Source organism: Rhizobium sp. P43 (assembly GCF_056730705.1).
Genome location: NZ_CM161539.1, coordinates 64,162 through 82,217 on the forward strand (window position 1 = coordinate 64,162; position 18,056 = coordinate 82,217).

Here is an 18,056-nt window from a genome sequence, read left to right on the forward strand (position 1 = left end):
CTCGCCTCACATCCGGAAAATGCCGAACTGCGCCCGCTCGGGGATCGGGGCGTTCAGCGTTGCGGAAAAGGCAAGGCCAAGCACGTCACGGGTCTGGGCGGGGTCGATGATGCCGTCATCCCACATCCGGGCTGTCGCGTAATAGGGGTTGCCTTCGTCCTCGTATTTCTGGCGGATCGGCGCCTTGAAGGCTTCGGCCTCCTCAGCCGTCCAACTTTCGGCGTCGCGATGGACGGTCGCCAGGACAGAGGCGGCCTGCTCCCCTCCCATGACGGAGATGCGGGCATTCGGCCAGCTGAACAGGAAGCGTGGCTGAAAGGCGCGACCGCACATGCCGTAATTGCCGGCCCCGAAACTGCCGCCGATCAGCACGGTGATCTTCGGCACCTGCGCGCAGGAGACCGCCGTCACCAGCTTGGCGCCATGCTTGGCGATGCCTTCCGCCTCGTATTTCCCGCCGACCATGAAGCCGGAAATATTTTGCAGGAAAAGCAGAGGGATCCGCCTCTGGCAGGCGAGTTCGATGAAATGGGCACCCTTCAGGGCACTCTCGGAAAACAGGACGCCATTGTTGGCGAGGATGGCAATCGGAATGCCCCAGAGATGGGCGAAACCGCAGACAAGCGTGGTTCCGTAAAGCGGCTTGAACTCCTGCAGTTCGGAACCATCCACGAGACGGGCGATCACCTCGCGCACGTCATAGGGTGTGCGCAGGTCCTGCGGGATCACGCCGTAGAGTTCACTCGGGTCGAACAGGGGGGGGCGCGGCTTGGCCAGCTCGATGTCCACCGTTTTCGGCCGGTTCAGTGTCGCGACAATGTCGCGCACGATCAGAAGCGCGTGTTCGTCGTTCTCGGCCACATGGTCGACCAGGCCGGACTTGCGGCCATGCACATCAGCCCCGCCCAACTCCTCTGCCGAGATCACCTCGCCGGTTGCGGCCTTGACCAGGGGTGGGCCGGCGAGAAAGATGGTGCCCTGATTGCGGACGATCACCGTTTCGTCGGACATAGCCGGCACATAGGCGCCGCCTGCCGTGCAGCTTCCCATGACGCAGGCGATCTGTGGAATACCGGCGGCAGACATCTGCGCCTGATTGTAGAAGATCCGGCCAAAATGATCGCGGTCGGGGAAGACCTCGGCCTGGTGCGGCAGGTTGGCGCCGCCGGAATCCACCAGATAGATGCAGGGCAGGCGGTTTTCCCAAGCGATTTCCTGGGCTCTCAGATGCTTCTTTACCGTCATCGGGAAATAGGCGCCGCCCTTCACCGTCGGATCATGGGCGATGATCATGCATTCGCGACCGGAGACGCGCCCGATGCCGGTGATCATGCCGGCGCCCGGGGCCTCGTCGCCATACATGCCACCGGCGGCCAGTTGCCCGATCTCCAGGAAGGGAGAGCTGGGATCGAGGAGCCGCAACACCCGATCCCGGGGAAGAAGCTTGCCGCGCGCGACATGACGCTGGCGATGGCTTTCAGCCCCGCCGAGTGCTGCGGTTGATACCTTGGACCGCAGTTCCTCGACCAGGGCGCGGTTGCGGGTCGCATTGGCGTTGAAACCTTCGCTGTCGCGGTCGAGTAGGGTCGAGAGTATCGGCATTAGCTTATCCCTCCCGCGCCAATCACTTCCCGGCCGATCAGCATCCGGCGTACCTCGTTGGTGCCCGCGCCGATATCGAGGAGCTTTGCATCGCGCCAGTAGCGCTCGACGGGCCAATCCTTGGTGTAACCCGCACCGCCCAGGGCCTGGATCGCCTGTTCGGCCACCTTCACGGCGCTTTCCGAGGCATAGAGAATTGTGCCGGCCGCATCCTGGCGTGTCGTCTGGCCGGCATCACAGGCCCGCGCCACGGCATAGACATAGGCGCGGGCGGAGTTCAGTGCCACGACCATGTCGGCGATCTTGGCCTGCATCAGCTGGAAGCTGCCGATCGGTTTGCCGAATTGTTTGCGCTCCCTGACATAAGGCAGGACGACGTCGAGGCAGGCCTGCATGATGCCGAGCTGGATTCCCGAAAGCACGACCCGCTCGTAGTCGAGGCCGGACATCAGGACCTTCGCCCCGCCGTTCAGCGGACCCATGACGTTTTCGTGCGGGACAAAGCAGTCCTGGAAAACGAGTTCGGCCGTGGGCGAGCCGCGCATTCCAACCTTGTCGATCTTCTGACCGATCGAGAAGCCGGAGAAATCCTTTTCGACGAGAAAGGCCGTGATGCCTTTCGACCCAGCCTCCGGCTCCGTCTTTGCATAGACCACGAGCGTTTGGGCATAGGGGGCATTGGTGATCCAAAATTTGGTGCCGTTCAGGCGAAAACCGCCCTCGACCCTGTCGGCGCGCAGGCGCATGGAGACGACGTCGGATCCGGCGCCGGCTTCGGACATGGCAAGGCTGCCGACATGGTCTCCAGACATCAGTCCTGGCAGATATTTCGCCTTCTGCTCATGCGAACCCCAGCGTGCGATCTGGTTGATGCACAGATTGGAATGGGCGCCATAGGACAGGCCGACCGAGGCCGAGGCACGGCTGATTTCCTCGCAGGCAACGACATGGTCGAGATAGCCAAGGCCGAGACCGCCGTCCGCTTCCGCAACCGTGATGCCATGCAGGCCAAGCGCGCCCATGGCCGGCCAGAGTTCGACCGGGAAACGATCATGCTTATCGACGTCCGCAGCGATCGGTGCGATGCGCTCGCGGGCAAAACGCGCCGTCGTGTCGCGGATCATCTCCGCCGTTTCGCCAAGCCTGAAGTCCAATTCGTTCATGGGGCTTCCTCTGCGATTTCAGATCATGCGAACCGGAAGGCCGGTCAGATATGCAGTGCGTGGCCCAGCGCCTTGAGCGCTGCCTCCTGCAAGGCTTCGCCGCGTGTGGGATGCGCATGAATGGTCGCAGCGATATCCTCCAGCCGCGCACCCATTTCGATGGCGATGGCGAAGGTCGAGGCAAATTCCGAGACACCCGCACCGACCGCCTGCAGGCCGAGCACGGCATGCGTATCCGCCCGCGCCACGACACGCACGAACCCATGTTCATCCTCCACCGTCATCGCCCGTCCGTTGGCGGTGAAGGGGAACTGGCCGATCTTGACATCGAAGCCGTGGCCACGGGCTTCCTCCGGCAGTAGACCGGCGCTGACGATTTCCGGATCGGTGAAGCAGATGGCCGGGATGCAACGCTTGTCCCAGGCGCGCTTGCGCCCGGCGACGATCTCCGCAACCATTTCGCCCTGCGCCATGGCCCGATGCGCCAGCATCGGTTCGCCGGTCACGTCGCCGATCGCGTAGACCCCGCGCATGGATGTGTGGCAGCGGTCATCGACCTGCAGGAACGAGCCGATCCGGTCGAGATCGAGTTCTTCGAGGCCAGAACCCGTGGTGCGCGGCCGGCGACCGACGGCCACCAGAATGCGATCTGCCGGCAGTTCGCGCCGTCCTTGGGCGGTCTCGACGACCAGCGCCTCGCCCGTTTCGGAAAGCCCAACGGCTCGCGCATCCGTCAGCACCTTGATGCCGCGTTCGCTCAACCTGCGCAGAACCGGTTTGACCAGATCGGCGTCGTAGAGCGGCAGGATCTGCGATGTCGCCTCGACCACGGTGACCTCGGACCCCATTCTGGCGAAGGCGGTACCGAGTTCGAGCCCGATATAGCCGCCGCCGACAACAACTAGGCGCTTGGGCAGCTCCGTCAGGGACAGGGCCTCGGTGGAGGAAATGACCTTGCCGCCGAAAGGTAGGGCCGGAAGCTCCACGGGATCGGAACCCGTGGCGATGACCACGGTCTCCGTCCGGATGACCTGCAGGCCGGTCTCTGTCTCAACCTCCACCGTCTTGCCGTCGCGGAAGTGCGCGTGGCCGTGAACGATCTTCACCCGCGCCTTCTGCAGGAGGCCGGAGACGCCGCCGGTCAGGCGGCCGACGATGGCGTCCTTCCAGGCCATGGTTTTGGACAGATCGATCGAGGCGCCCTCGACGCGAATGCCAAGAGCGTTCTCGCCGGAGGACAGCGCACGGGCCTTGTCGAAGGTCTCTGCCGCATGAATGAGCGCCTTGGACGGGATGCAGCCGATCGTCAGGCAGGTGCCGCCAGGACGGCCCTGTTCCACGATGACGGTATCGATGCCGAGCTGTCCCGCCTTGATGGCGCAGACATAGCCGCCGGGGCCAGCACCGATGATGAGAAGTTTGCAGGAAATCTCTTTCATGGCTCAGCCTTCGATAAAGATCAGCGCCGGCGTCTCCATCAGCACCCGCAGGCGCTGGACGAAGGTGGCGGCGTTCCAGCCATCGACGATGCGGTGATCGAAGCTGGAGGACAGGTTCATCATCTTGCGCGGCACAAACTGCGTGCCATCCCAGATCGGTCGGACGGCAATCTTGTTGACGCCGACGATGGCGACTTCCGGGTGGTTGATCACGGGGGTCGAGACGATGCCACCCAGCGCGCCGAGCGAGGTGATGGTGATGGTCGAGCCGGTGAGTTCGTCTCGTGTCGCCGTGCCGGCGCGGGTGGCTTCGGCGAGCCGGTTCATTTCGGTCGCGCAATCCCAGATGCCGCGTGCCTCGGCGTGTTTGACCACTGGCACCGCCAGACCCGCTGCTGTCTGGGTGGCGATGCCAATATGCACCGCGCCGAAACGGGTGAGCATGCCGGCGTCGTCGTCGAAGGTCGCGTTGACATCCGGTTGCTCGACGACCGCCTTGACCATGGCGCGCATCAGGAAGGGCAGGATCGTGAGCTTGGGCTGGTCGGGCCGGCGTTCGGCATTCATTTTGGCGCGCAGTTCTTCAAGCGCCGTGACGTCCACTTCCTCCACATAGGTGATGTGGGGAATGCGCGAGGTGGAGACGACCATTTTCTCGGCGATCCGGCGCCGAAGGCCGGTCAGCTTGATCTCCTCGCGGGAGGTTTTCTTGGCGAGGCCGGAGACCGCAGGGGCTGGATCGGCACCCCGGGCGAGATAGTGCTCGACATCCTCGCGCAGGATGCGTCCGGCCGGTCCGGTTCCCCGCAACAGGCGCAGGTCGATGCCATTCTCGCGCGCCAGCAGGCGGACCGAGGGTGCGGCGAGCGGCTTGTCGAATTCGGGCGAGGGCTGGCGTGCTGGAGGTGCGGTTGGTGCTGCCGGTTGGACAGACTTGGCCGGCATGCGCGGCGGTTCGGCTGTCGTGATCTCCTGCGGTGGAGGCGTCGGGATGTCTAACGTCTCCGGTGCCGCCGGCTCCTCGCCTGCACCATCCGTCGCAATCCGGATCAGGGGCGCCTTGACCGCGATCGTGTCTCCCACGTCGCCGCCAAGCCAGAGGACGGTGCCGCTGACGGGCGTTGGAATTTCCACTGTCGCCTTGTCGGTCATGACAGCGGCGACCATCATGTCTTCGCGCACATGATCGCCGATCTTCACCATCCATTCGACAAGCTCGGCCTCTGCCACGCCTTCGCCGACATCGGGCATCTTGATCGTGAACTCGCCCATGGCTCAGGCCTCCATGACGTCGATGAGAGCGCGGCCGACCCGAGCAGGTCCTGGGAAATAGTCCCATTCCTGGGCATGCGGATAGGGCGTGTCCCAACCGGCGACGCGCATGACGGGCGCTTCCAGATGGTAGAAGCAATGCTCCTGCACCAGAGCCACGATCTCGCCGCCGAAACCGGAGGTCAGTGTCGCCTCATGCACCACGACGCAGCGACCGGTCTTGGCGACGGATTTGACGATGGCATCGACATCCAGCGGCATCAGGCTTCTGAGATCGATCACTTCGGCGTCGATGCCGGTCTCCTCAGCCGCGGCCAGCGCCACATGCACCATCGTGCCGTAGGTGATCACGGTCACGGCGGAACCTTCGCGGCGGATATCCGCCTTGCCGATCGGGATGATGTAATAGCCTTCCGGCACCTCGCCCAGGTCATGGCGGGACCAGGGCGTCACCGGCCGGTCGTGATGGCCGTCGAAGGGGCCGTTATAGAGGCGCTTGGGCTCCAGAAAGATGACCGGATCCGGATCAGCGATCGCCGCAGTCAGCAGTCCCTTGGCATCATAGGGATTGGACGGGACAACCACTTTGAGACCGCAGACATGGGTGAACAGGGCTTCCGGGCTCTGGCTGTGGGTCTGCCCGCCGAAAATGCCGCCGCCGGTTGGCATGCGCACCACGATCGGGCAGGTGAAGTCACCATTCGACCGATAGCGGATGCGGGCCGCCTCCTGGGTCAGCTGGTCATAGGCGGGATACATGTAGTCGGCGAACTGGATTTCGACGCAGGGCTTCAGGCCGTAGGCCGCCATGCCGATCGCGGCGCCCACGATGCCGGATTCGTTGATCGGCGTGTCGAAGCAGCGGGTCTTTCCATATTTTGTCTGCAGCCCTTGTGTGCAGCGGAACACGCCGCCGAAATAACCGACGTCCTCGCCAAACACGACCACGTCGTCGTCGCGCTCCATGGACACGTCCATGGCGCTGCGCACCGCTTCGATCATCGTCATTCTGGCCATATCAGTATCCTGCCTGCTGGCGCTGGCGGCGCAGGTGCGGTGGCATTTCGGCATAGACGCCCTCGAAGATGTCCCGCACAGAAGGTTTTCCGCCGGCATGCAGCGTGCCGTTTTCCTCGGCCTTGCGCTGGGCGGTGATCACCTCGTCCATGATTTCGGCTTCGGCCTGGACATGCCGTTCTTCCGACCAGGCGCCTCTGTTGATCAGGTGTTTCTTCAGGCGCAGAACCGGATCGCCGAGAGGCCAGGCTTCCGATTCCGTTTTCGGGCGGTATGCGCTGGGATCGTCGGATGTCGAATGCGCGCCGACACGGTAGGTCACATATTCGACCAGCGTCGGCCCGAGATTGCGTCGTGCTCGCTCTGCGGCCCAGCAGGCGACCGCATAGACGGCGAGATAGTCGTTTCCATCGACCCTGAGCGCCGGGATGCCAAAGCCCAGACCACGGGCGGCAAAGGTGCCCGAGCCGCCCCGGGCAATGCCCTGAAAGGTGGAGATCGCCCACTGATTGTTGACGACATTGAGGACGACGGGTGCGCGATAGGTCGAGGCGAAAACCAGAGCCGAGTGAAAATCCGACTCGGCTGTCGAACCGTCACCGATCCACGCGGCGGCAATGCGGCTGTCGTTCTTGATCGCCGATGCCATGGCCCAGCCCACAGCCTGGACATACTGGGTGGCGAGATTACCGGAAATGGTGAAGAAGCCATGTTCCCTAGAGGAATACATGATCGGCAATTGCCGTCCGCGCAGAGGATCGGCCTCGTTCGAGAAGATCTGGTTCATCATCTCGACCATCGGATAGTCATCGGCGATCAGAAGCCCGGCCTGCCGATAGGTCGGGAAGTTCATGTCGCCCTTTTTGAGCGCCTTGCGAAAGGCGCAGCTGACGGCTTCCTCGCCGAGATGCTGCATGTAGAAGGAGGTCTTGCCCTGCCGTTGTGCCATCAGCATCCGGGCGTCGAAGGCCCTGAGCGTCATCATGTGGCGCAGGCCGGTTCGCAGTTCGTCGTCCGTCAGCAGGCCAGCCCAGGGGCCGACGGCCTCACCGTCGCGGTTCAGAACGCGAATGATCGAATAGGCGAGGTCCCGGATATCCTCGGCGGCTGCATCGACCGGAGGCCTCGGCACTGATCCGGCCTTGGCAATCTTGACGTTGGAAAAATCGGGCTGGCCGCCCGGCCGAACGGCAGGTTCGGGGACATGCAGGCTCAGATGCGCTGGTTGCACCATCAGTCTCCTCCCGTGAAACCCGCTCCTCTCCCCAGGAGCAGATCAATCGAGGCGAATGGTAAGCGTCTTGCGAGTGGCAAGCCATGACAAAACTGCGTCCAATTCTTTGGCCAGTTTTGCCATATGTGTTCTGGGACAGCCGATGCCGGCTTTTGCCGTCTAAAGAGATCTGGAACTCTTGCGGAAAGCCTCGGGGCTCACACCCATCCATTTCTTGAAGGCCCGATAGAAGGCGCTCGGCTCCGAATACCCCAGGCGGGCGGCAATATCGCTAATCGTATCCTGCGTGTTCATCAGCATGTCCCGGGCCAGGTCACGGCGGATGTCGTCCTTGATGCCGGCATAGCTTTGTCCTTCGTCATGCAGGCGGTGGCGCAGCGTCGAAGATGACATGCGCATATCGCGGGCCAGATCTGCGAAGCTGCCCCAGTCTGCAGGTCCCTTCTGGTTCAATCGACGCCTGACGGCGGCAGCCGTGCCGGCGTCATAGCGATAGCGGATCAGGATATTGGCGGGCGCTCCCCGAAGGAATTGCCGCAAGGCCTGCTCGTTGCGCGCGATCGGCAAGGCCAGCATGGAGGCATCAAAGCCGAGGCGGCTTACCGGTTGCGAAAAACGAATGGGAGCGCCGAAGAACAGCCGGTGCTCGGCGCTGAGCTTCGGTTCGCTGCAGCGAAAATCCACGAGGCGGATCGGAATGCGTCTGCCCACAAGCCAGCAGGTCAATCCATGCAGGATGATCCAGTAGCTGCGATAGGCGAAGGCGGAGCGGGGTTTTCCGGTTTCGCAAAGCTCGATCACTGCCGTGCCGTCGCGCACCTCAAGCCGACCTGTCGGCTCGCCCAGCACAACATTGAGGAAACGCAAGGCTCGTCGCAAGGCCCGCTCAAGTGTTGGCGCGTGGAGCACGCAATGGCAGAGAAGCGTGAAACTACCACGTGGCATCGGCCTTTCGCCGAGACCGAAACACTCGTCATTCAGCTCCTCGGCAATTGCAAGCCACAGGCGCCCAAAGGTCTGGGTCGAAACCGGCTGGTCGACGACCGGCGGAAGGCCGATCCGGGAGAGGAGCGGTTCAGTCGGCCTGCCGGCGCGTCTCAGGCTGTCGAGTGCCTCCTCGACGAAACCCGTCGAGATCATGTGTCGTTCGGTCTCAGCCATGGTCCTCGTTCGACCTCAAGCGCATCAGTTGCAAAAGTGGCCTCAAGAATGGATCAGTTTCGTCATCGGTTGCAACTGTGAAACGCAGTAGTGTTGATGCCATCGGCAGCTTCAGGCGAGGGCTGAAGGGGAGGAGGGTCGATGCGCATCGAGAATGGCTGTTTCATCGTGACCGGCGGTTGCTCCGGGCTTGGCGCTGCGACGGTGCGCATGATCGCCGAGGCCGGCGGGTGTGTGTTGATTGCTGATCGTGATCGCGATCGAGGCCCATCGCTTGCGCGGGAGCTTGGCGAAAACGTTGCGTTTCTTGAAACGGACGTCACCCGTGCTGAGGATGGCGCCGCGGCAATCGAGGCTGCGACAAAAGTCTTTGGCCCTGTGCGGGGATTGATCAATTGCGCGGGTGTTGCGCCTGCGGAGAAGGTGGTCGGTCGCGAGGGGCCGCATGGGCTGGAGAGTTTCGAACGGACGGTCGGGATCAACCTTGTCGGCACCTTCAACATGATCCGGCTCGCCGCCGCCGCGATCCAGAGAAACGAACCCGATGCCGAGGGTGAACGTGGCGTCATCGTCAATACCGCCTCCGTGGCCGCCTTTGACGGCCAGATAGGTCAGGCGGCCTATGCTGCGTCCAAAGGTGGGATCGCCGCCATGACCCTGCCGATCGCCCGTGAACTCGCACGGTTCGGGATTCGCGTCATGGCGATTGCGCCCGGTGTGTTCCAGACTCCGATGATGGCCGGGATGCCGGAGCAGGTGCGCGAAGGTCTGGCGTCCAGCGTGCCCTTTCCGCCCCGCCTCGGCAGGCCGGCCGAATTCGCATCCCTTGTCCGCCACATCCTTGAAAACACGATGCTCAACGGGGAGGTCATCCGCCTCGATGGAGCCATCCGCATGGGCGCGCGCTGATTGCTGCTTCAGGAGGAGAGATGCGAGTTCAGGATCCAATTGTCATCGTCGGTTCTGCCCGAACCCCGATCGGGAGCTTTCAGGGCGAGCTTAAAGAGATGACCGCAGCTGCCCTGGGCGCCGCCGCCATCCGGGCGGCGCTCGACCGCAGCGGGCTTCCAGCCGAGGCCGTCGAAGAGATCCTGTTCGGCTGTGTTCTGCCGGCTGGCCAGGGCCAGGCGCCGGCACGGCAGGCGGCAATCGCGGCAGGCCTGCCATTCTCGGCCGGTGCTACGACCGTCAACAAGATGTGCGGCTCGGGCATGAAGGCGGCCATGCTCGCCCATGACTTGCTGGTTGCCGGAAGCGCCTCCGTCGCCGTGGCAGGCGGCATGGAGAGCATGACGAATGCGCCCTATCTGCTGGATCGTGCCCGCGCCGGCTATCGGCTCGGTCATGGGCGTGTGCTCGATCACATGTTTCTCGACGGGCTTGAGGATGCCTATGACAAAGGCCGGCTGATGGGCACCTTCGCGGAAGATTGCGCCGAGGCCTACCAGTTTACGCGCGAGGCACAGGATGCCTATGCCGTCGCCTCGCTGACGCGGGCAACAAAGGCTATCGCCGATGGCAGCTTCGAGCGCGAAGTCGTGCCGGTGGTCGCCAAAACCGGCAAGGCGGAACAGGTGATCAGCCGCGACGAGCAGCCGGGAAAGGCAAAGCCGGAGAAGATCCCGACGCTGAAGCCCGCCTTCCGAGACGGCGGTACGGTGACGGCTGCCAATTCCAGCTCGATCTCCGATGGTGCCGCAGCGCTGGTTCTGATGCGGCGCTCGCAAGCCGAGCGTCGGGGGCTTGCACCGCTCGCCACGATCCTCGGGCATGCCACCCATTCGCAGGCGCCTAGCCTCTTTGCCACCGCGCCGATCGGTGCCCTGCAGAAGCTTTCCGATCGCATTGGCCTGCGGCTATCAGAGGTCGACCTGTTCGAAATCAACGAAGCCTTTGCCGTCGTCGCCATGGCTGCGATGCGCGATCTCGATCTGCCGCATGACAAGGTCAACGTACACGGCGGTGCCTGTGCGCTCGGTCATCCGATCGGTGCCTCGGGCGCGCGGATCCTGGTGACGCTGATCGCCGCACTCGAACGCTACGATCTGAAACGCGGCATGGCGGCTCTCTGCATCGGTGGTGGCGAAGCCACGGCGATTGCCATCGAGCGGGCGTGATTGGAGGAGACCCATGATCCTTTCGGAGCTTCAACAGCAGATATTGAACATGACCCGCAGCTTCGCCCGCGAGCGCCTTGCCCCAGGTGCTGCCGAGCGCGACCGCCAGCACCGCTTTCCCCGCGAGGAACTGACCGAAATGGGTGAGCTCGGGCTGCTTGGCATGCTGGTGCCGGAAGCCTATGGCGGCTCGGACACCGGTATGCTGGCCTATGCGATCGCGGTCGAAGAAATTGCCGCCGGCGATGGCGCCTGCTCGACGATCATGAGCGTCCACAGCTCGGTGGGGTGCGTGCCGATCCTGAAGTTCGGGACGGAAGAGCAGCAGCAGCGCTTCCTGCCGAAACTGGCCTCGGGCGAATGGATCGGCGGCTTCGCCCTGACGGAGCCGCAGGCCGGATCGGACGCCTCCAACCTCAAAACCCGGGCACGGCGCGAGGGTGACCATTACGTCATCGACGGTGCCAAGCAGTTCATCACCTCGGGCAAGAACGGCCATGTCATCATCGTGTTTGCCGTGACCGATCCCGGTGCGGGCAAGAATGGGATCACGGCCTTCATCGTGCCGACGGATACACCGGGCTACGAGGTCCTGCGTGTCGAGGAGAAGCTTGGTCTCAACGCATCTGACACCTGCCAGATTGCCTTCAACGGGATGAAAATTCCCGTCGAGAACAGGCTTGGTGAGGAAGGGCAAGGCTACCGCATCGCGCTTTCCAATCTGGAGGGAGGGCGCATTGGCATCGCCGCACAGGCGGTCGGCATGGCGCAGGCGGCCTTCGAGGCGGCGCGGGATTATGCCGGCGAGCGAAAGGCTTTCGGTAAGGCAATTGCCGAGCATCAGGCGGTTGCCTTCCGTCTCGCCGATATGGCGACGCAGATCGAGGCAGCAAGACAGCTCGTCTGGCATGCGGCCTCGCTGCGGGAGGCGGGCATTCCCTGCATTTCACAAGCCTCGATGGCGAAGCTCTTCGCGTCCGAGATGGTCGAGCGGGTCTGCTCGGATGCGATCCAGATCCATGGTGGCTACGGCTATATGCGGGATTATCCGGTTGAGCGGATCTACCGGGATGCCCGCATCTGCCAGATCTATGAGGGTACCAGTGACGTGCAGCGGATGGTGATTGCGCGGAACCTCTAGGACGAGTGACCGGCAAGGGTAACCTCCCGGTCAGGCTCGATCTCAGCGAAAGGATGAAACGGCATGTTCGAGACGATAGCCTTCATTGGTCTTGGCAATATGGGTGGGCCGATGGCTGCCAATCTCGTCAAGGCGGGATATCCGGTGCGCGGGTTTGATCTTTCGGAAGCGGCGAAGGTGGCCGCGAGAGAAAGCGGCATCACGCTCTGCGATACGGCGGCAGAAACCCTGATAGGCGCTACGATCGTCATCACCATGCTGCCTGCCGGTCATCATGTCCTGTCGGTCTGGAGCGAACTCGTCGCGGTCGTCGATCAGGGGACACTGATGATCGACTGCTCGACGATCGACGTGGACAGCGCCCGAAAATGCCATGCGCTTGCCGATGGAGCCGGCTGCCTGTCGCTCGACGCGCCGGTCTCCGGTGGAACGGCCGGGGCAAGTGCTGGCACCCTGACCTTCATGGTCGGCGGGGAGGCGGATGCTTTGGACCGGGGCCGCCCTATGCTGGAAGCCATGGGACGAAGGGTCGTCCAGTGCGGTTCGGCCGGTGCCGGCCAGGCGGCCAAGATCTGCAACAACATGATCCTCGGCATCACCATGGCCGGTGTCTGCGAAGCCTTCGTGCTTGGCGAGAAGCTCGGGCTGTCGCATCAGGCCCTGTTTGACGTGGCCTCGACATCATCGGGCCAATGCTGGGCGATCAGCACGAACTGCCCGGTGGCCGGACCCGTTCCGACATCGCCGGCAAACAGGGACTACAAGCCGGGTTTCGCCGCAGCCTTGATGCTCAAGGACATGCGGCTTTCTCAGGACGCGGCAAAATCAACCGGCACGGTGACGGCGCTCGGCGCCCAGGCCACCGAGCTTTACGATCTGTTCGAAAAGCTGGGGCGCGGGAACGAAGACTTTTCGTCACTGATCAACTATCTTCGCGACCAGTCCGCCTGAAATCCTGCCTGGCGATGGTTCTGATACCAGTACGGTCGATACAGCTGCTGTTGCCGAAGGGGTCCTATCAGAGCCAAGGCCATGTTGTGGCGGTTCGGTTTGGTTCTTCGCGCTCCTGCCCGCTGCGGAGCCAAATTGCATAATCAGGCCATTTTCGTTTAGATCGGAGACATGATTGTCTCCGCCCCCACGACCCAACGCTATGGTTTCGTGCTGATGCCGAATTTCGCGTTGATGTCCTTTGCCTCGGCGACGGAACCGCTGAGAGCTGCCAATCTGATCGCGCAGACGCCGCTTTACGAGGTCAGGTCGCTGTCGGCAGGTGGTCTGCCTGTGCAATCGTCTTCCGGATTTGCCGTTCCGTGTGACGATCTCGCCCGTGAGGGTGTCTCGTGCCATAGCGTGTTCGTGGTTGCCGGTGGCAATCCGGAGGACTGGGCGGAAACCTCTGCCCTCTTGCCGCTGCTGCGCCGGCTGGCCCGGCAGGGGGTGCGCATCGGCGGTATTTCCAGCGGCTCCTTCATTCTGGCCGCTGCCGGTTTGCTGGATGGCCGCGACTTCACCATCCACTGGGAGCATGCTCCGGCTCTGCGGGAAGCCTTTCCGCAGCTTTCCCCGCGCCAGGCACGATACGTTATCGATGGCGACCGGGTGACCTGCGGTGGCGGGGTGGCTCCGCTCGACCTGATGCATGCCGTGATCGGCAGCCGCATGGGGTCGGCTTTCGCCCGTCGCGTCAGCGACTGGTATCTGCATACGGCTGTTGCCGAGCCGACCGCGCCGCAGCGGGGCTCGTCGAGCGAACGCTATGGAACCCATCATCCGGCCCTGATCACTGTGCTCGAGAAGATGGAGACGTCGATCGAACAGCCGCTTGATCGGCTGAGCATGGCGCGTCTTGCAGGTGTGAGCCCCCGCCATCTCGATCGATTGTTTGCAGAGCATCTCGGGGTCAGTTTCCTTCTCTGTTATCGCAAGATCCGGCTCGATCATGCCCGGCGACTGCTGGAGCAAAGCCCGCTCTCGCTCTCTGAACTTGCCTTCGCCACGGGATTTTCGAGCGCATCGCATTTTTCCCGCGCGTTCAAAGAGCAGTTTGGCGTGACGCCAAAATCCGCTAGAGCAAGCAAACGAGCACGCTAGAGACGTGACGAGACGAGGAGGACGCGAAACCATGGCAAAACGCGGGAAAGAACTGGCGAACCCTGCCAAGCCGGTGCTGGTCCAGGATCCCCATGCCGTGCGTGAGCCGCGTGCCAACAACCTGGAAATGGCGATCGGCCATGAGGTGAGGACCTATCGCAAAAAGCTTGGCATCACTGTCGCAGACATGGCAGCGGCCACCGGCATGTCCGTCGGCATGCTCTCGAAGATCGAAAACGGCAATATCTCGCCGTCGCTGACCACCCTGCAAGCGCTCTCCAAGGCGCTCGGCGTGCCGATCACCGCCTTCTTCCGGGGCTTCGAGGAGCCGCGCAGTGCAAGCTTCGTCAAGGCGGGCGAGGGGGTCAATCTCGAGCGTCGCGGAACCCGTGCCGGGCATCATTACAGTCTGCTCGGCCATATCGAAAACAACACGTCGGGCGTGACCGTCGAGCCATATCTGATCACGCTGAATGCCTCCTCGGATGTCTTCCCAACCTTCCAGCACGAGGGCATGGAGTTCCTCTACATGCTGGAAGGCGAGGTCGTTTATCGCCACGGCGACAGCCTCTACCGGATGGAAGCCGGCGACAGTCTGTTCTTCGACGCGGATGCGCCACATGGGCCGGAGGAACTGGTCAAGCTGCCGGCACGCTATCTCTCCATCATCTCCTACCCACAACAACGATAGTTGCTCTCGGAGAAAAATTTATTCCCTGAAATTGATTTTTGCCGCTGCGCCTGTTAGCTCTGTCTCCAGCAAAACTGGAGACCTCGGCCATGTGCGGCATTGTTGGCTTATTCCTCAAGGACAAGCGCCTGGAACCCCGGCTTGGGGATCTGCTGTCGGATATGTTGATCACCATGACCGATCGCGGGCCGGATTCGGCCGGCATCGCGATCTATGGCGGTGCGGCTGCCGGTAAGGCCAAGGTTACAATCCAGTCAGCCGACCCGGCGACCGATTTTGCGGGCCTTGATGTAGATCTGGCGAAAGCCGGTCTCGACGCCATTGTTACGATCAAAAGCACCCATGCTGTGGTCGAAATCGCAACCTCCAGATTGGGCGATGTCAGGGCGATCCTGGCAGAGATACGCCCGCATGTTCGCATCATGGGGTCGGGCGAAAGCGTTGAGATCTTCAAGGAAATCGGCCTGCCGAAGGATGTCGTCTCGCGCTTCGACGTGCGTTCTATGGGCGGCACGCATGGCATCGGCCACACTCGCATGGCTACCGAAAGCGCGGTCACCACGCTCGGCGCGCACCCATTCTCGACGGGTGCGGACCAGTGCCTCGTGCACAATGGCTCGCTGTCCAACCACAACAATCTGCGCCGCGAGCTGGTGCGCGAGGGCATGAGCTTCGAAACCCAGAACGACAGTGAAGTGGCCGCTGCCTATCTGACCGCCGAGATGGCCAAGGGCAAGGATCTTGGTCAGGCGCTGACCGGCGCGCTCGATGATCTCGACGGCTTCTTCACCTTCGTCGTCGGCACCAAGTCCGGCTTCGGCGTCGTTCGCGATCCGATCGCCTGCAAGCCCGCCGTCATGGCCGAGACCGACCAGTATGTCGCCTTTGGTTCCGAGTACCGCGCGCTGGTCAACCTCCCAGGCATCGAGACCGCTCGCGTCTGGGAGCCGGAACCGGCAACCGTCTACTTCTGGGATCACGAAAAAGCCGCCTGACGTCCGGCCCTCACGATACGAAAGCTGTCACCATGCCCGTCTTCGATCTCTCCCAAACCCCCTTGCGGGAGCTCAACAGCGCCCTGCACACACTCGGCGCCGGCGCAAACGATACCGCGTTCGAAGTCGTCAATCCGCGCGGTCACCATGCCGTTGCGGTCGGTATCGATGCTCCTGTCACCGTCGAGGTGCGGGGCTCGGTCGGCTACTACTGCGCCGGCATGAATGACGGCGGCACCGTCACCATCCATGGCTCTGCCGGTCCGGGTGTGGCCGAAAACATGATGTCCGGGACCGTCATCATCGAGGGCGATGCGTCGCAATATGCCGGGGCCACCGGGCGCGGCGGCCTGCTCGTCATCAAGGGCAATGCCGCCTCGCGCTGCGGCATTTCGATGAAGGGCATCGATATCGTCGTCAGAGGATCGATCGGGCATATGTCCGCCTTCATGGGGCAATCCGGCCATCTGGTTGTCTGCGGCGATGCGGGGGAAGCGCTGGGCGACAGCATCTACGAAGCCAAACTCTTCGTCCGCGGTACGGTGAAGAGCCTCGGCGCCGATTGCATCGAAAAGGAAATGCGTCCCGAACATCTCGCAAAACTCGCGGAGCTGTTGGGTAAGGCGGGGATTACCGACATCAAGCCGGAAGAGTTCAAACGCTATGGTTCGGCCCGCAAGCTCTACAACTTCAACATCGACAATGCCGACGCGTATTGAGGCGAGGAAAAGCCATGAGCTACCACAACCCGTTTACCCCGCCGCGCAAGTCCGCGACCTTTGATGACCATACGCTGGCAGAAATCCGCCGCGCGGCGGCAACCGGCATCTACGATATCCGGGGCGGCGGCACGAAGCGCAAGGTCCCGCATTTCGACGACCTGCTCTTCCTCGGCGCCTCGATCTCCCGCTATCCGCTCGAAGGTTATCGCGAGAAGTGCGACACATCCGTCGTTCTGGGCACGCGCTTTGCCAAGAAGCCAATCGAGCTGAAGATCCCGATCACCATCGCCGGCATGAGCTTTGGCGCGCTCTCCGGCAACGCCAAGGAGGCGCTGGGGCGGGGTGCGACGCTTGCCGGCACCTCGACCACGACAGGCGACGGTGGCATGACGGACGAGGAACGCGGCCATTCCGAAAAGCTCGTCTACCAGTATCTTCCCTCCCGCTATGGCATGAACCCGAGGGATCTGCGTCGTGCCGATGCTATCGAAGTGGTTGTGGGCCAAGGGGCGAAGCCCGGCGGCGGCGGCATGCTGCTCGGCCAGAAGATCTCCGATCGTGTCGCCCAGATGCGCAATCTGCCGATGGGCATCGACCAGCGCTCCGCCTGCCGCCACCCCGACTGGACAGGCCCCGATGATCTCGAAATCAAGATCCTCGAACTGCGGGAGATCACCGACTGGGAGAAACCGATCTATGTAAAGGTCGGCGGTGCTCGCCCCTATTACGATACGGCACTTGCCGTGAAAGCGGGTGCCGATGTGGTGGTTCTCGACGGCATGCAGGGCGGAACGGCTGCGACCCAGGACGTCTTCATCGAACATGTCGGCATGCCGACACTCGCCTGTATCAGACCTGCCGTCCAGGCCCTGCAGGACCTCGGTATGCATCGCAAGGTCCAGTTGGTGATCTCGGGCGGTATCCGCTCCGGCGCCGATGTGGCGAAGGCCCTGGCACTCGGTGCCGATGCGGTGGCGATCGGTACGGCAGCCCTCGTTGCGATCGGCGACAACGACCCGAAATGGGAACAGGAATACCAGAAGCTCGGGACGACGGCTGGGGCCTATGACGACTGGCATGAGGGCAAGGATCCGGCGGGTATCACGACACAGGATCCGGAACTCGCCGCCCGCCTTGATCCGGTCGCCGCCGGTCGCCGTCTCGCCAACTATCTCAAGGTCATGACGCTGGAGGCGCAGACCATCGCCCGCGCCTGCGGCAAGAACAAGCTCACCAATCTTGAACCGGAGGATCTCTGCGCGCTGACGATGGAGGCGGCCGCCATGGCGCAAGTGCCGCTCGCCGGCACCAGCTGGTACCCCGGCAAAGGAGGCTTCTAAAACCTGATGGCCGCATCCGACTCCCACGGATGCGGCCATTTCCTTTCAACCAATGTGTCTCAATCCAT

At 62.9% G+C, this 18,056-nt stretch carries 16 protein-coding genes; 9 read left to right on the top strand and 7 right to left on the bottom strand.

Going from position 1 to position 18,056, the window contains the following annotated elements; translation table 11 throughout:
* Positions 1-6: 6 nt before the first annotated feature.
* From AC1PUL_RS00315 to AC1PUL_RS00345, 7 genes are all read right to left on the bottom strand, one after another.
* The gene (locus AC1PUL_RS00315) at positions 7-1,602 is read right to left on the bottom strand and encodes a carboxyl transferase domain-containing protein (protein WP_480466069.1); all 1,596 of its coding nucleotides are present in this window, start codon (positions 1,600-1,602) and stop codon (positions 7-9) included.
* Positions 1,602-2,765, bottom strand: a complete 1,164-nt coding sequence (locus tag AC1PUL_RS00320; protein WP_480466070.1) for an isovaleryl-CoA dehydrogenase — start codon at positions 2,763-2,765, stop codon at positions 1,602-1,604. The genes AC1PUL_RS00315 and AC1PUL_RS00320 overlap by 1 nt, the downstream gene beginning before the upstream one ends.
* Positions 2,766-2,809: 44 nt before the next feature.
* Positions 2,810-4,204: a dihydrolipoyl dehydrogenase gene (lpdA, locus tag AC1PUL_RS00325; RefSeq protein ID WP_480466071.1), complete on the bottom strand. Its 1,395-nt coding sequence runs from the start codon at positions 4,202-4,204 to the stop codon at positions 2,810-2,812.
* A 3-nt stretch (positions 4,205-4,207) separates the two neighbouring features.
* Positions 4,208-5,476, bottom strand: a complete 1,269-nt coding sequence (locus tag AC1PUL_RS00330; protein WP_480466072.1) for a dihydrolipoamide acetyltransferase family protein — start codon at positions 5,474-5,476, stop codon at positions 4,208-4,210.
* A gap of 3 nt (positions 5,477-5,479) precedes the next feature.
* The gene (locus AC1PUL_RS00335) at positions 5,480-6,493 is read right to left on the bottom strand and encodes an alpha-ketoacid dehydrogenase subunit beta (RefSeq protein WP_480466073.1); all 1,014 of its coding nucleotides are present in this window, start codon (positions 6,491-6,493) and stop codon (positions 5,480-5,482) included.
* A gap of 1 nt (position 6,494) precedes the next feature.
* On the bottom strand, positions 6,495-7,727 hold the full coding sequence (locus tag AC1PUL_RS00340; RefSeq protein WP_480466074.1) for a thiamine pyrophosphate-dependent enzyme: 1,233 nt from the start codon (positions 7,725-7,727) through the stop codon (positions 6,495-6,497).
* A gap of 159 nt (positions 7,728-7,886) precedes the next feature.
* Positions 7,887-8,888: an AraC family transcriptional regulator gene (locus AC1PUL_RS00345; protein WP_480466075.1), complete on the bottom strand. Its 1,002-nt coding sequence runs from the start codon at positions 8,886-8,888 to the stop codon at positions 7,887-7,889.
* Positions 8,889-9,029: 141 nt separating this feature from the next.
* Between AC1PUL_RS00345 and AC1PUL_RS00350 the strand changes: the two genes are divergently transcribed.
* The 9 genes from AC1PUL_RS00350 (at position 9,030) to AC1PUL_RS00390 (ending at position 17,988) form a co-directional block, all read left to right on the top strand.
* Positions 9,030-9,797, top strand: coding sequence for a 3-hydroxyacyl-CoA dehydrogenase (locus AC1PUL_RS00350; protein ID WP_480466076.1), 768 nt, complete (start codon positions 9,030-9,032; stop codon positions 9,795-9,797).
* Positions 9,798-9,817: 20 nt separating this feature from the next.
* The gene (locus tag AC1PUL_RS00355; RefSeq protein WP_480466077.1) at positions 9,818-11,005 is read left to right on the top strand and encodes an acetyl-CoA C-acyltransferase; all 1,188 of its coding nucleotides are present in this window, start codon (positions 9,818-9,820) and stop codon (positions 11,003-11,005) included.
* 13 nt (positions 11,006-11,018) lie between these two features.
* A complete protein-coding gene (locus AC1PUL_RS00360) occupies positions 11,019-12,146 on the top strand; it encodes an acyl-CoA dehydrogenase family protein (RefSeq protein ID WP_480466078.1) in 1,128 nt (375 codons plus the stop codon).
* Between the two features lie 63 nt (positions 12,147-12,209).
* On the top strand, positions 12,210-13,097 hold the full coding sequence (mmsB, locus tag AC1PUL_RS00365) for a 3-hydroxyisobutyrate dehydrogenase (protein ID WP_480466079.1): 888 nt from the start codon (positions 12,210-12,212) through the stop codon (positions 13,095-13,097).
* A 171-nt stretch (positions 13,098-13,268) separates the two neighbouring features.
* Complete coding sequence (locus AC1PUL_RS00370) at positions 13,269-14,240, top strand: GlxA family transcriptional regulator (RefSeq protein ID WP_480466080.1); 972 nt, start codon at positions 13,269-13,271, stop codon at positions 14,238-14,240.
* A gap of 31 nt (positions 14,241-14,271) precedes the next feature.
* Positions 14,272-14,931, top strand: coding sequence for a helix-turn-helix domain-containing protein (locus tag AC1PUL_RS00375; RefSeq protein WP_480466081.1), 660 nt, complete (start codon positions 14,272-14,274; stop codon positions 14,929-14,931).
* 89 nt (positions 14,932-15,020) lie between these two features.
* Positions 15,021-15,926, top strand: coding sequence for a class II glutamine amidotransferase (locus tag AC1PUL_RS00380; RefSeq protein WP_480466082.1), 906 nt, complete (start codon positions 15,021-15,023; stop codon positions 15,924-15,926).
* Between the two features lie 32 nt (positions 15,927-15,958).
* Positions 15,959-16,645, top strand: a complete 687-nt coding sequence (locus tag AC1PUL_RS00385) for a protein GlxC (RefSeq protein WP_480466083.1) — start codon at positions 15,959-15,961, stop codon at positions 16,643-16,645.
* A gap of 14 nt (positions 16,646-16,659) precedes the next feature.
* Complete coding sequence (locus AC1PUL_RS00390; protein WP_480466084.1) at positions 16,660-17,988, top strand: FMN-binding glutamate synthase family protein; 1,329 nt, start codon at positions 16,660-16,662, stop codon at positions 17,986-17,988.
* Positions 17,989-18,056: the final 68 nt, after the last annotated feature.

Excerpts from the sequence above, each read along its gene's own strand:
- AC1PUL_RS00345 (WP_480466075.1), bottom strand. The coding sequence starts at position 8,888 with ATGGCTGAGACCGAACGACACATGATCTCGACGGGTTTCGTCGAGGAG.
- AC1PUL_RS00335 (WP_480466073.1), bottom strand. The coding sequence starts at position 6,493 with ATGGCCAGAATGACGATGATCGAAGCGGTGCGCAGCGCCATGGACGTG.
- AC1PUL_RS00315 (WP_480466069.1), bottom strand. The coding sequence starts at position 1,602 with ATGCCGATACTCTCGACCCTACTCGACCGCGACAGCGAAGGTTTCAAC.
- AC1PUL_RS00380 (WP_480466082.1), top strand. The coding sequence starts at position 15,021 with ATGTGCGGCATTGTTGGCTTATTCCTCAAGGACAAGCGCCTGGAACCC.
- AC1PUL_RS00390 (WP_480466084.1), top strand. The coding sequence starts at position 16,660 with ATGAGCTACCACAACCCGTTTACCCCGCCGCGCAAGTCCGCGACCTTT.
- AC1PUL_RS00330 (WP_480466072.1), bottom strand. The coding sequence starts at position 5,476 with ATGGGCGAGTTCACGATCAAGATGCCCGATGTCGGCGAAGGCGTGGCA.
- AC1PUL_RS00340 (WP_480466074.1), bottom strand. The coding sequence starts at position 7,727 with ATGGTGCAACCAGCGCATCTGAGCCTGCATGTCCCCGAACCTGCCGTT.
- AC1PUL_RS00320 (WP_480466070.1), bottom strand. The coding sequence starts at position 2,765 with ATGAACGAATTGGACTTCAGGCTTGGCGAAACGGCGGAGATGATCCGC.
- mmsB (WP_480466079.1), top strand. The coding sequence starts at position 12,210 with ATGTTCGAGACGATAGCCTTCATTGGTCTTGGCAATATGGGTGGGCCG.
- AC1PUL_RS00360 (WP_480466078.1), top strand. The coding sequence starts at position 11,019 with ATGATCCTTTCGGAGCTTCAACAGCAGATATTGAACATGACCCGCAGC.
- AC1PUL_RS00385 (WP_480466083.1), top strand. The coding sequence starts at position 15,959 with ATGCCCGTCTTCGATCTCTCCCAAACCCCCTTGCGGGAGCTCAACAGC.
- AC1PUL_RS00375 (WP_480466081.1), top strand. The coding sequence starts at position 14,272 with ATGGCAAAACGCGGGAAAGAACTGGCGAACCCTGCCAAGCCGGTGCTG.
- AC1PUL_RS00350 (WP_480466076.1), top strand. The coding sequence starts at position 9,030 with ATGCGCATCGAGAATGGCTGTTTCATCGTGACCGGCGGTTGCTCCGGG.
- AC1PUL_RS00370 (WP_480466080.1), top strand. The coding sequence starts at position 13,269 with ATGATTGTCTCCGCCCCCACGACCCAACGCTATGGTTTCGTGCTGATG.
- lpdA (WP_480466071.1), bottom strand. The coding sequence starts at position 4,204 with ATGAAAGAGATTTCCTGCAAACTTCTCATCATCGGTGCTGGCCCCGGC.
- AC1PUL_RS00355 (WP_480466077.1), top strand. The coding sequence starts at position 9,818 with ATGCGAGTTCAGGATCCAATTGTCATCGTCGGTTCTGCCCGAACCCCG.